The organism is Paenibacillus sp. FSL R10-2734 (genome assembly GCF_037963865.1).
In the GTDB taxonomy this organism is placed as follows: Bacteria; Bacillota; Bacilli; order Paenibacillales; family Paenibacillaceae; genus Paenibacillus_AQ.
This window is the reverse complement of record NZ_CP150170.1, coordinates 3474363-3486689: the sequence shown is the minus strand read 5'-3', so window position 1 is coordinate 3486689 and position 12327 is coordinate 3474363. Positions and strand designations below refer to the sequence as shown.

General features: G+C 40.4%; 13 protein-coding genes. 6 read left to right on the top strand and 7 right to left on the bottom strand.

What is annotated here, in order from left to right:
* Positions 1-164: 164 nt before the first annotated feature.
* Entirely contained in the window at positions 165-1880 is a 1716-nt protein-coding gene (locus NSS67_RS15265; protein ID WP_339320308.1) for a histidine kinase, read from the bottom strand.
* A complete protein-coding gene (locus tag NSS67_RS15260; protein WP_339320307.1) occupies positions 1877-3448 on the bottom strand; it encodes a response regulator in 1572 nt (523 codons plus the stop codon). The genes NSS67_RS15265 and NSS67_RS15260 overlap by 4 nt, the downstream gene beginning before the upstream one ends.
* Before the next feature lie 245 nt (positions 3449-3693).
* On the opposite strand from NSS67_RS15260, the gene NSS67_RS15255 reads away from it, so the two are divergent.
* The 3 genes from NSS67_RS15255 (at position 3694) to NSS67_RS15245 (ending at position 6805) form a co-directional block, all read left to right on the top strand.
* A complete protein-coding gene (locus tag NSS67_RS15255) occupies positions 3694-5016 on the top strand; it encodes an extracellular solute-binding protein (protein WP_339320306.1) in 1323 nt (440 codons plus the stop codon).
* A gap of 68 nt (positions 5017-5084) precedes the next feature.
* Positions 5085-5972: a sugar ABC transporter permease gene (locus NSS67_RS15250; RefSeq protein ID WP_339320305.1), complete on the top strand. Its 888-nt coding sequence runs from the start codon at positions 5085-5087 to the stop codon at positions 5970-5972.
* 2 nt (positions 5973-5974) lie between these two features.
* On the top strand, positions 5975-6805 hold the full coding sequence (locus NSS67_RS15245) for a carbohydrate ABC transporter permease (protein ID WP_339320304.1): 831 nt from the start codon (positions 5975-5977) through the stop codon (positions 6803-6805).
* Positions 6806-7009: 204 nt separating this feature from the next.
* Here the strand turns inward: NSS67_RS15245 and NSS67_RS15240 are convergent, their stop codons facing one another.
* Entirely contained in the window at positions 7010-7420 is a 411-nt protein-coding gene (locus tag NSS67_RS15240; protein WP_339320303.1) for a GNAT family N-acetyltransferase, read from the bottom strand.
* A 54-nt stretch (positions 7421-7474) separates the two neighbouring features.
* On the opposite strand from NSS67_RS15240, the gene NSS67_RS15235 reads away from it, so the two are divergent.
* Positions 7475-7681: a hypothetical protein gene (locus tag NSS67_RS15235; RefSeq protein WP_339320302.1), complete on the top strand. Its 207-nt coding sequence runs from the start codon at positions 7475-7477 to the stop codon at positions 7679-7681.
* 281 nt (positions 7682-7962) lie between these two features.
* On the opposite strand, the gene NSS67_RS15230 is transcribed toward NSS67_RS15235, so the two are convergent.
* Together NSS67_RS15230 and NSS67_RS15225 are read right to left on the bottom strand one after the other, a co-directional pair.
* Complete coding sequence (locus tag NSS67_RS15230; protein ID WP_339320301.1) at positions 7963-8187, bottom strand: sulfurtransferase TusA family protein; 225 nt, start codon at positions 8185-8187, stop codon at positions 7963-7965.
* Between the two features lie 15 nt (positions 8188-8202).
* Positions 8203-9255 carry a YeeE/YedE family protein gene (locus NSS67_RS15225; protein WP_339320609.1) on the bottom strand — a complete coding sequence of 351 codons (1053 nt, stop codon included), beginning with the start codon at positions 9253-9255 and terminating at the stop codon, positions 8203-8205.
* A 200-nt stretch (positions 9256-9455) separates the two neighbouring features.
* Between NSS67_RS15225 and NSS67_RS15220 the strand changes: the two genes are divergently transcribed.
* Complete coding sequence (locus tag NSS67_RS15220) at positions 9456-9806, top strand: AbrB/MazE/SpoVT family DNA-binding domain-containing protein (protein ID WP_339320300.1); 351 nt, start codon at positions 9456-9458, stop codon at positions 9804-9806.
* A 44-nt stretch (positions 9807-9850) separates the two neighbouring features.
* Positions 9851-11521, top strand: coding sequence for an AarF/ABC1/UbiB kinase family protein (locus NSS67_RS15215; protein ID WP_339320299.1), 1671 nt, complete (start codon positions 9851-9853; stop codon positions 11519-11521).
* Between the two features lie 92 nt (positions 11522-11613).
* On the opposite strand, the gene NSS67_RS15210 is transcribed toward NSS67_RS15215, so the two are convergent.
* Together NSS67_RS15210 and NSS67_RS15205 are read right to left on the bottom strand one after the other, a co-directional pair.
* A complete protein-coding gene (locus NSS67_RS15210; RefSeq protein ID WP_339320298.1) occupies positions 11614-11778 on the bottom strand; it encodes a hypothetical protein in 165 nt (54 codons plus the stop codon).
* Between the two features lie 61 nt (positions 11779-11839).
* Positions 11840-12271, bottom strand: coding sequence for a hypothetical protein (locus tag NSS67_RS15205; protein ID WP_339320297.1), 432 nt, complete (start codon positions 12269-12271; stop codon positions 11840-11842).
* Positions 12272-12327: the final 56 nt, after the last annotated feature.

Sequence of the window (12327 nt, the reverse complement as noted above, 5' to 3'; positions counted from 1 at the left end):
TCTCATTCTTTATTGAATACCAGAACACAATTAAAGCGCTCTCATTATGCATTATAATCTCGATTGAAATCCTACTAAATAAAAGTATTATTTGAAATCTAACAGATTTCGATTATTAACAAAAAAAGGGCCATGCTTTTATATAAGCATCGACCCTTTTGCGATCATAAATCTTCGTCACTTATGTGACGATACTGCGGTATGCGTACGATAACGGAAGTGCCAATCCCAGGTTGACTATTAATATTGATCCCGTACTGGGATCCAAATAAGAGCTGTAATCTTTCTTGCACATTTTTAATCCCATAGCCGGAACTTTCATGTTCAAGAATACGCGCAATCATATACGGTTCCATACCGACGCCATTATCCTCCACGACAAAAACAATATCCTCACCGTCGAGACTTGCCCGCAGGATGAGTTTACCTCGCCCCTCCCGCTTCAGATCGATGCCATGCATAATCGCATTTTCAACAATCGGCTGTAAAATCAAATGAATCATTTCAAATTCAAATACCTTGTTGTCCGCATCGAATTCTACGTCAAATCTTGAATTGTGCATAGCTAATTGAATATGTATGTATGCTTGAACGTTAGTCCATTCATCTTGAATCGCTATAATCTGCTTCCCTTTATTTAAAGTCGTTCTGTAATAACTAGAAAGGTTATTTACCAAGTCACTAATTTCTTGAGCATCGATTCGCAGCGCTTTGGAATTAATTAAAGATAAAGAATTATATAGAAAGTGGGGATTGATCTGAGCTTGCAGCGCTTTGAGTTCGGCCGACTTTTGCGTGACTTTTGTTTGATATACTTCCGAAATGAGTTGATTAATTTGTTTAAGCATAGAACCGAAACGATCGGTAAGCTGACCGATTTCATCTTTGGAATTCGTGGATACTACAACCGTAAGATCACCATTTTCCACCATTTTCATTTTGGTGTTAAGTTTCTCGATTCCTCTTAATAGCGTTTCTGAGAACAAGAAGATAATGATACTAAGGAAAACCATACAGATGAGCACAATGATACCCGTGGCGCTTAATATATTACGAATTCCTGTATTGTATTGATCATCGGAAACTAAATAATGCAAGACCCAATCGGTTTGAGGAATATCTTTGTTTATAACTAGGTAGGATTCGCCGCCTAAGCTTACTTTTGAAGTGCCACTCCTTGAAAGGGATTGAAGCTGAACATCATTCATTTGCTCCACATGCTCTGTTAGCACGGGCTGATTCTTTTGATCGGTAATAATGATGCCCTTCCCTTCATTCATCTTACCAATGAAATCGCCAAAAATTTTATTGTAATCAAACCGGACATAAAGTTCAGCGCTCACGATTTGTAGATCGATATTGCGAATGACTCGTGTGGCAAACAATTCTCCATCTTCGAACCACCATTTGGTGGTCTCGCTACCCTTTGTCGCTACATACCAATCCTTATCCTTAACTGCTGAAGAAGGCGAAATGAAGTTTCCTAATTCAGATTGCCGATTCTCGGAATACAACATAATCTCAGTCATATCCCCAACCATATACATCAAGTTAAAAAAAATAGGTTCAATCTTATCATTCAACGTCTTAAATTGAGCATACAAATCCTGATCAGGATTACTCATTAAATCAAGAAGCGCAGGATGGAATACAATCGATTTCATAGATACATCCTGTCTCTGAAGACGGTAACTGATCTCTAGTGCAAGCCTCCTCGCCTCGTTGTCCGCGCTTTGTTGAACCTGGTTTTTCAATGAAGTTTTGGAACTTTGGTAGGCATACAAACCCAGTACAATCGTTGGCAAGAAGATGACAATCACATAAGAAAGCAATAATTTCTGACGCAGGCGGATATTACGAATAAATTTGAGCAGACTCATCTCCTGCCGCCACCCTCCCGATATTGAATAGGAGTCAGGCCGTTATGTTGCTTAAACATTAAATTAAAATAGGAAGTATTCGCAAATCCAACTATACTGGCAATATCAACAACTTTAATCGTTGACTCTCGCAGCAGCTCCTTCGCTCGCTCCATACGTACAGCGGTAATATATTTGATTAGGCTTTGACCTGTACTTTTTTTAAACAGAAAACTTAAATAACTTGGCGATAAAAAGACGCGATTCGCTAAATAGTCAACTCCAATATCACTTCCGTACTCCATCTGGATGAGAGTCTGTACATCTTCAATCACTTTGCGGCTTTGATCATCTGGCGCAGTTTCAATTCGCAGCAAATACTCCTGAAAAACGGATAAAATAACTTGCCTGAGCTCAGCAATTGAATTGCAAAGTGCGATTCGCTCCAAGCCGTCCTTTAGTAAACTGCTGTTTTTTTTGCCTTGAGGCTCTACTATTTTTTTGAATATTTCTGTAAATAATAGTTTGGCATACATAGAACTAAAACGCTTACTATTGCGCATACTCCCAATGAGAAACTCTATTTGATACTCGAGTGTATGATATTCTTTACGTGTTATGGTAGTATAAATTTCCTTAAGCATAAGATCTAATGATTCGTCATCTATATGGTCATGAATGCTTTCGTCATCTTTGGAACAAACGACACTTCTATCCATAAAAAATCGAAAATTCATTAACTCTTCCATTTGGATGAACTCGTCATGAAGCCCCTCTAGCTTATCTACCGGACTACCCACAATAATGAAGCTTCGCCGGTCGAAGCGGGTCTCCAGCCATTCTTTAACCTCTTCCCCATAACTCATAAGCTCATGCTGGTTATCGTTGTTCTTTGAAGCGGGATCAATAACGACGAGCATGACGCTTTGGTACTCATTCATGTTTAATAACAACATCTCATGTTTACAAGTCGATTGAAGGAATTCAGTCGCTTCTGTATGATGTTGATCGAAAAAATGATTTTGCAATCCCATCATAATCATATACAACCGCTTATTTGCCAGATCATTTAAGCCCGCAAAAGCTGCCCTTTCCTCATAATCGGCATCACTTTCACGACCTTGAAGGAGATCAAAAAGGAGCTTCTCTTTCTCATACGCCACTCCTTTATGAAAGCCTTTGATCAGTAGCTCGACTTTCTCTTTCTGAAGTCGTTCGTCCTCTAGTATAACGATTATAGATTGGAAGGTTTTGAGGAATTCCTTCACATCGAGCGGCTTCAACATATAACTAACCGTACCCAGTTGAATCGCTTTTTGTGCATATTCAAATTCCCCATAAGCACTATAAATAAGCACCTTAAGGTCCGGAATGACTAGCTTTGCCTGCTTGATTAACTCTAGACCGTCCATGAATGGCATGCGAATATCCGTGAATAACAGATCTACTTGATGGCCCCTTATATATTCCAGCGCTGCTTCCCCATCGTTGGCCTGAGCAACAGAAAAGGGTAGAGCATGCTTTTGAATAAGCCATTCAATCGCATCGATTTCAGCTTGTTGATCATCGACTACTAGAATATGATACATATTTTCCTCCTATCCGTTCATCGGGCGGTATTACTCGCTTCCAGAGGATACTCACTACAAACCAAAGCATAGCACACTAGGCATTCCAATTCCTACCATGTTACATTAACCACATGATTTGGAATCTATTGTTAGATGGATTCTGTTAGATTTCACAAAAATCTGTTATTTCGATGGAAATGGTATTTACATTACAATGATAACTATACCGCAAATCAAATTCACTAAATTTGGGAGGTCTTTGTATGAAGAGAACGTGGATAGTTCCCTCTACCGCCTTACTCGCCTTGTCAATCCTCATAACAGGCTGCAGTTCCAACAGTTCAAACAACAGCAGCACAAAGGAAAGTACAACACCAAATGATACAACGGCAGCGCCGAAAGAATCAAAGGCTCCCGAACCGGTAAAAAAAGTGAAGGTCAGATTATCGTATTGGAATAAAGAAGACAGTGTAAAGACACTTCTGCAATTATTCAAAGATAAACTTCCCGATATAGATGTGGAGTATCAGTTCATCGATAACAAGACTTACGTAGATGTCATCAAGACACAACTTGCAGCAGGCGAAGGTCCTGACATTATCGGTGGAGTAATCGACGCAAATACCGTCAAGACAGGGTATTTCGAAGATTTAACAGAACGTTATGCTAGCAAGTATTATGAAACCGGCACGTCCACCGCAACATTTGATAATAAACTGTATGGGTTACCGCAAGCTAGTTGGTTTAACGGGGTTTACTATAATGTTGATCTATTTGCCAAATATGACCTAAAAGTACCAACAACGCTTGATGAGTACTTCCAAGTAGCGGAGGTGCTGAAGAAAAATGGAATTAAACCCCAAGCTATTGGTCTAAAAAATCCTAACGTAGCAGGTCAGTCCTTCCTTGGTTTGGCACTCAATGATTTTATCGGCACAACAGAAGGAAAACAATGGAACGATGATTTTGGTAAAGGAAACTCAAAGATGGTCGATGCGCTGGAGCCTGCTTTGACGACATGGACCGAATACTTGAAACGCGGTGTCTTTACCAAGGAAATGCTTGGGCTTGAGGAAGAACAAGCGATTGACGAATTTACAAGTGGCAAGGCCGCTATGTTCCAAGCAGGACCTTGGTATATGGAAACCTTTAAGCAAAAGGCGCCTGACATGAAGATTGATATGTTCCCGAACTTAGGTACAAAAGGCGGCCCGGGTTGGATGGTCGGTGGTCCAGGGGTATCGTTTGGTTTGAATGCGAAGTCCAAAGTCAAGGATGCTGCGTACAAGGTGCTTGATCTGTTATCCACACCAGAAGGTCAGAATGCTTACTGGGTCGATAATAAGGGAGGTTCATCTTTCTTGAAAGGGGTTACTTTTGAAATGCCAGCAGAGTACAACGGCGCTCAAGAAGCTTTCAAAGCAGGTAATGTCATGTACCCTGTTAATAATTGGGGCGTTGCTGGTCCTGCTTTCTCAGATCTAGGAAAAGGTATTCAAGAAATCATAGCAGGTACTAAAACGCCTCGTCAAGTGCTTGAAGCGGTAGACAAGAAAGCAGTTGAACTGCTGGAGAAATCTAAATAGTTCGTATACATTACAAGGGGCAAAGCGATTTGCCCCTTGTACATCCTATAAGCTAAAGGTTGTTGCGCATGAACAAACCAAACATTTTCAAACGAGAAATCAATTATGTTCTGCTTCTGCTTCCTGCCTTACTTATTTATTGTACCTTTTTCATATATCCGACGATAAAGACCGCTATATACAGCTTTACAAATTGGTCGGACGTGCATCCCGTTGTTGTTAAGTTTGTTGGTTTAAACAATTATATCGCTCTATTTAAAGATTCAATCTATTTAACAGGTATTAGCAACACTTTAATCTATGCAGTACTCGCGATGCTCGGACAGAATTTGCTAGCCATTCCATTAGCGGTATTTCTCAATAAAAAATTAAAAACAAAAAATCTGCTGCGGGCGGCGTTCTTCCTTCCTGCGGTGTTCAGCGTATTGGTTATCGGTTTTCTCTGGAATTTCATGTACTCACCTTCCGACTTCGGCTTAATTAATCAACTTGTAGTTTCTCTTGGCTTTGAACGCATCAATTTTCTCGGAGATCCGCGTCTTGCACTCTACTCAGTCATCATCGCCTCCGTATGGCAGTGGGTGGGTTACACAATGGTTATTTATTTGGCCAACTTGCAGAGCATCTCAACAGATTATTATGAGGCGGCGAAGATAGACAGAGCGAACGGGTGGCAATTGTTCTGTTATATCACGCTTCCTCTACTGCTTCCAGCGATCACTTTCAATACGGTTATGGGGATGATAAACGGTATGAAGGTATTTGATATTGTTTATGCCTTGACTGGAGGTGGCCCGGGGTATTCTACGGAAACGATCGTATCACTCATGATCAAAAAAGGGCTCAGTGAAGGTTTCTATAGTTACGGAGCCGCATTCGGTATCGTCTTCGTGATCCTAGTTGGCTTCATTACCTTTCTTCACTTTACACTAATCAAAATGTGGGAGCGGCGGTAATCATGAATCGATATACAAAAGGGTCTGCCGTTACGGAAATTCTCTTGATCGTTTTAGCTGCGATTTTTTTGATCCCTATTTACTATTTGATCATCACGACTTTTAAGACCCCAGCTGATGCAGTCTCTCATCCGATGGGCCTTCCAGTTAACATCACGTTTGACAACTACGTTCGCGCTTTCAAGGCAATGAATTACTTTCATGTGTTGGGAAACAACCTTCTCATTACGATTTTCTCCGTTGCGGGTATTGTCATGTTTTCTGCGATGGCTGCATACAGCTTGGTACGACGCACGAACCACTTCAATCGCCTCGTGTTCCTTTTATTCATGGTTGGAATGATGGTACCGTACCAAATGGGGATCTTGGCACTTTATAAACAGGTATCCCAGCTTGGGCTTATGAATTCCCACACAGGCGTTATTCTAATAGAAATTTGTTACAACCTCCCGCTCTCTATCTTTTTAATTAAAAGCTTTATCGGCGCTACCGTTCCATTGGAACTGGAAGAAGCAGCAAAAGTAGACGGCTGTGGGGTTTGGAGAACATTCTTGCAGATTGTGTTCCCGCTGCTTATGCCGGTGATTGCCACTGTAGCGATTGTGAATACGCTTGGTGTGTGGAATGATTTCATGACGCCCTTGTTGTTCTTACAATCTCGCTCAAAGGGGGTATTACTCTTAGAAGTGTTCCGCAATATTGGGCAATTCTCAACCGACTGGACGAATTTCTTCCCGATGATGCTCCTAGCGGTTGCACCACTCATTCTGTTCTACATTTTCATGCAAAAATATATCATTAACGGCATCACGTCCGGCTCACTGAAGGGATAGGAGCTTAAAGACAAACCATTGGCAGCGTAAATTGGTCCATGATATGTCAACTGTACAAAGCGTTCAATTGAAGAAATAAAAGGGGACTGCATCTCCTGTAGCCGGCTTCTTGAGCCGGTATCGTGACTCGCAAATTTCGCCCTACTTATGATACGGTTCTCCGCGCTGTCTGGAACGGCAAGTTAAGTACAACTTCTCTTCACTTTACTTGAATTTGATGTCAATAACTTTGCCTCTTCCTACAAAACCAATATTTTGGTAAACCTTATTCGAATCTGGGTTCTTCAAATCGGCATACAACATCGGTTCTAAACACTCCGATTCAAGGAGCGAACATAATTCTGCTACAATTGCACTTGCATAACCTTTCTTACGAAAAATAGCCGGAGTATACACTGCATTGATTCTAGCATGTCTAGGAGAACGATGTGCAATGTTAGCCATTGAAACAGGGGGACTATCGACAAACCAGAGATATAAATTACCTGTTTCAATGATTGCCTCTGCCGCTAAAATTTGACTAGCCGGATCAACCGTAGCACCATAAGCCCCCTCTGAGAATCCAGCCAAGAACTCCGCAACGGTCTCCACACTATGTCTCGTAGCTCGATTCATTGACCTCTTTAACTCTGAACAAGAATACGATTCCATGATCATATGAGGGAATTATTGAAGATCATTCGCCTCGGAATACACATGTGCAGAGCGTTCTACCATCATCGGATTCTTTCGGATGATTTCCAAACGGCGATTGAAAGTGAGTATATACAGTTGCTGTATAAAATATTCAACGCCATATCACTCTACTATACGATAAGATCGTTCTCTTTCCAGACTGGACAGGTGCTAAACGAAGCCAATGGATTGATTTTATGAGTACTGGTGTTTTTGAGATTTGGGGGATGTGGATAAAAAATGGTCAAAAAGAACCTTTAGAGGAAATCTCGGCAATGATTCGATTTTTTCATAAATAATATGCATAAAGAAAAGCTCAAGCATAGTTATCCGCTTGATCTTTTTAAAAACTGGCTACTGAACTCAACACTCATACGACTTTTTCATAAATAAATCTTCACCGAATCTGGGTTCATGACAAAAGATCTTTCTCAACCAATATAAAAAAACTCACCCGCATTTCTACGAATGAGCAATGAACATTATTTTTTCTTAACTGTAATCGTCCAAGAAGCTTCGCCTAATTGTTCATACGTAACTACTTCGTGACCTTCTTCAACTGCCCAGCGAGGAATTGATTCTGTCCCTTGTGTACAATCGAATTGTACTTCTAACTCATCACCGGAGTTTAATTGTTTTATGGCTTCTTTTGCTTCGATTAATGGGAATGGGCATACCATACCCAATACTTCTATTGTCTTTTTCATGATAAAATCTCCTTTTTATGCATTTACAGCTGTTGATGCTGCTGCGCGCTGTTTTCCTGGACGAACAAACACAAAGTATGATGCTGTCCAAGTACCTAAAATCATAAACACTAATGCGATCCAACCTGACCATGTCATCATCGCTGTCATAACTAGTCCATTACCGATTGAGCATCCGCCCGCTAAGCTTGCACCGAAGCCCATTAATAAACCACCTAAGGCACTACGTACGCTCGTTTTTGCATCAGGCACACGTACACGGAATTCGCCGCTCATTTTTGCACCAAATAATGAACCTAAGAAAATACCAAGTACTAAAAATACACCCCAATTGATCAAATCAACATTCCCTGATACTAAGTACTGTAGAATGTTCGCCGACGGTGTTGTGATCCCTAAACCAAATATACGGCCAGAAGCTGCACTTAACGGCCAAGCTAACGTAGCAATTAAACCGATTAGAAGCGCTGTAACAAATGGGTTCCAACGTTTTTCAAATAAAATATGCGCTAATCCTGTTTTCTTTGGTTTTAATTGTGGGATTTTCACTTTTGGTTTTTTCAGCTCACGGTAAATAATAAACGCCACTAGCGCAACAAATGGAATCACTATAAACCAAACGTTAATGCCGAATGTATCCGCTATGGAATCCGTTCCAACGACTGGCTTACGCACTGCTGTTGTAAAGCTAGCTAAGGGACCTGATTTCATGATAGCTGCCATTAACATATACATAGCTAACGCGATCCAACTTCCGATTAACCCTTCACCTGCACGATACCAAGTTCCGGTCGCACAGCCGCCCGCTAAAATAATTCCAATTCCGAAAATAAACGCACCAATGATAACAGAAAATAATGGCAATTGACTTGCCGAATATTCAAATGCACCAGCACCAATTAATGCAAATACGCCAACACTCTGCACGGCAATTGCAATAAGAAGAGCATAAAATATGCGATTATCTTTCGCTAGATACATATCTCGGAATCCGCCAGTTAAGCAGAAACGACCACGCTGCATCACAAATCCGAGTAAGGCACCACAGATAATACCTGTAATAGTCATTTGTAACAAAATCTATCCCACCTTTAATTCCTAGTTTTTCGATATGAATATAATACAACGATACTTTCCATTATTCAACACTATTCTATTATTTTCTTCTCCCTATATATAACAAATGAGAGGATAAACATCACTGAAAATATGATTAGTATGAAATATCATACTAATATGTAGATTACTTATTAAAGGAGAGATTTAAGATGCATCATAAAAAGGAAAATAGTCATGGATTTGGGCATGGTAAAGTGCTAGGAACAACATCAATGGGTGAGAGAGGTCAAATTGTTATTCCTAGAGAAGCAAGGGAAGAACTTGATATCAAGCCAGGTGAGAAATTTATAGTTTTCGGGAATAAGCGCAAGGGTGCTGTAATTCTAGTCAAAGCAGAAATGTTCAACAAATTTGCGGATTTCTTTATGGGTGCTTCGAAAAAGTTTGAAAGTATGGCCCAAGCGATCTTTGATAAAAACACTACTATTTCTGAAGATGACGATAATTATAATGAACCTGAGGTCGATGATAAAGGTCCTGCGGTAGATGAAAAAGAATGAGTGAATTTTTAAAATTGATGAAGGATTCCCGATTCAGAAGAACCATGCGAATGATTTTTAAGTTTGCTTGGGATTTCTGGTGGCTGGGCAAGCAAAAGCATTTTATTTCAGGGCGGCGCTTTGAAGCGAAAACAAAAGCATTATATCGAAAACAGGCTACGTATTTTACGAATACCGCTATGGATATGGGTGGATTAATTATCAAGCTTGGGCAGCATGTTAGTGCGCAAGTAGATATTTTGCCGAAGGAAATTATTGATGAATTGTCAAAGCTGCAGGATTCAGTAGATTCAGTAGATTTTTCCGAGATAAAGCAAAAGGTAGAGAAAGAACTTAGTGTATCCATTAGCGAGATTTTTGCTGAATTTAGCACAACCCCTATCGCAGCGGCTTCCTTAGGACAGGTACATCGGGCGACATTACGAACAGGTGAAGAAGTCGCAGTCAAAGTTATGCGTCCTGGGGTCGAGGATATTATCGCCATTGATTCTAAATCCATACAAATTGCTATTCGATTATTAAAACGCCGCACAAAGATTGCAGACTTCATGGACCTCGATGCTGTGTATGATGAGTTTCACGATACCGTTATGGACGAGCTCGATTATCAAAAAGAGGGGCGAAATGCCGAACAATTTCAAATGCAGTTTATCCATCGGGATGATATCGTTGTTCCAGGCATTCATTGGTCATATACAACTTCAAAAGTGTTAACCATGGAGTTTTTGGAAGGTGTAAAAATTAACGATTTTGCCCAGCTTGATGCTTGGGGTGTAAATCGGACTAAATTAGCGCAGTCATTGCTGGAAATTTTCGTAGAACAGATTCTAGTAGAAGGCTTCTTTCACGCAGACCCACACCCAGGAAATGTTCTCGTGCAGCCTGATGGCACCATAGCATTAATCGATTATGGAATGGTCGGACGAATTGCTGATGATATGAAGGCGCAAATGGTAGCACTTTTAATGGCAGTGTATTTAAAAGATGCTCACGGCGCCATCGACGCCCTTACTCGTTTGAGATTTTTAAGACGAAATGCAGATTTAGAGGTGTTCTCAAGGAATCTTACGTTATTATTTGCACAAATCAACGGTGATAAGTTTGACCTTAGTTTCGTGACCTCAGGTGACAATGCTGAAGAGTTACGTGATTTTCTCTATTCTCAGCCCTTTCAGTTACCGGCAAATACAACATTTTTGGGAAAAGCAATGGTCACGGTGTATGGACTTTGTTTAGGACTGGACCCTAAGCTTGATTTGATTGGGATCGCTAAGCCTTACATCCAAGAGGTTGTGCTTGACGATCTAAGCGGAACTGTCTTTTCCACTGTTGTAGATGAAGGCAAGAATCTTCTCAAAGAAATCCTTCCTACGACAAAGAAGTTTATTTCTGCAGTAGATAAAATGGACAGCGGAAATTTACGGGTAAAGTTATCGAGCTCCTTTGAGCAAAAATTGATAGATACGCAAAATAAGAATACAAAGCGAATTATTGCCACAATCATTGGAGCGGTATCTTTTCTGACTGCTGCAAACATGTGGAATGAAGCGAATCATATGGTTTCTTATGTGCTAGGCACCTTGGGGTTGCTCATTATGTTGAGCCAACTCAAAACGAGAGAACGTCGGCGTAATGTAAGACATGCAAGGCAGATGAGAGCGATGCGTGAACATAAGGGATTGGAAAAGTCGAAGTTTAAACGGCCAAACGAGTAGTAAGGGGCTAATCGCCCCCTCCTACTCGTTTTTTTTAATAAATCTTATTAAACTTGTCAATTGTGAGACGTATATGTCAAGCTTTCTTCTTCCTAGAATAAAAACGATTTCAGCTGAATGATTTTCTCGTTGTCGATGAATAGGATCTTGGTCGTGATCTGCTCCAGTTCGGATAAAATATGGCTTGAAAGCACGATTGTAGTATTACGTTCGCGATTAATCTCCAATAAAGTTCCCCGCGTTTCTTCAATCCCCACAGGGTCGAGTCCATTCGTCGGTTAATCCAGAATCCAAATATCCGGATCTGTTTCATTGTCTTTATGAATCTTGAATCGTCGACTCCGTTATAAGCTTCTTTACTTTGGATGCAAATGCATTCCAGTTCGTGTCAAATCCTTTATCAAACGTCCACCCGTTAGAGCGCAGCTTCTCGCCTAAAAAGATGTAATTGGTACGTTGCTCATCGTTTAGTCTAACATCCAAAATTTCGTCACCAACCTTGAATTTATTAATGTAATCAAGCAAACTCCAAAGGAGAGCGTCCTTATCATCATCTTTTTCCGTTCCTATGTTTAGGAGAACTGATTCAATGGCATCATCTAGTTTCTGGATGACAAGAGTTTCACTTTTCCAATTGTTATCTATTTGATACTGTATAGTTGCTTCAAGCTGAGCTAGATCTCGGTAAATATAAGTTTTCAAATATTTTTTTTCTAAATCTTGATGTCTGTTCGTACGTTGATTATTCATAAGTAAGGTGAAATTCCCCAATAGGGACACTATCAAAAGTACTTTAATCCAGTCAT

Excerpts from the sequence above, each read along its gene's own strand:
- NSS67_RS15250 (WP_339320305.1), top strand. The coding sequence starts at position 5,085 with ATGAACAAACCAAACATTTTCAAACGAGAAATCAATTATGTTCTGCTT.
- NSS67_RS15220 (WP_339320300.1), top strand. The coding sequence starts at position 9,456 with ATGCATCATAAAAAGGAAAATAGTCATGGATTTGGGCATGGTAAAGTG.
- NSS67_RS15230 (WP_339320301.1), bottom strand. The coding sequence starts at position 8,187 with ATGAAAAAGACAATAGAAGTATTGGGTATGGTATGCCCATTCCCATTA.
- NSS67_RS15240 (WP_339320303.1), bottom strand. The coding sequence starts at position 7,420 with ATGAATCGAGCTACGAGACATAGTGTGGAGACCGTTGCGGAGTTCTTG.
- NSS67_RS15260 (WP_339320307.1), bottom strand. The coding sequence starts at position 3,448 with ATGTATCATATTCTAGTAGTCGATGATCAACAAGCTGAAATCGATGCG.
- NSS67_RS15265 (WP_339320308.1), bottom strand. The coding sequence starts at position 1,880 with ATGAGTCTGCTCAAATTTATTCGTAATATCCGCCTGCGTCAGAAATTA.
- NSS67_RS15205 (WP_339320297.1), bottom strand. The coding sequence starts at position 12,271 with ATGAATAATCAACGTACGAACAGACATCAAGATTTAGAAAAAAAATAT.
- NSS67_RS15255 (WP_339320306.1), top strand. The coding sequence starts at position 3,694 with ATGAAGAGAACGTGGATAGTTCCCTCTACCGCCTTACTCGCCTTGTCA.
- NSS67_RS15225 (WP_339320609.1), bottom strand. The coding sequence starts at position 9,255 with ATGACTATTACAGGTATTATCTGTGGTGCCTTACTCGGATTTGTGATG.
- NSS67_RS15245 (WP_339320304.1), top strand. The coding sequence starts at position 5,975 with ATGAATCGATATACAAAAGGGTCTGCCGTTACGGAAATTCTCTTGATC.
- NSS67_RS15215 (WP_339320299.1), top strand. The coding sequence starts at position 9,851 with ATGCGAATGATTTTTAAGTTTGCTTGGGATTTCTGGTGGCTGGGCAAG.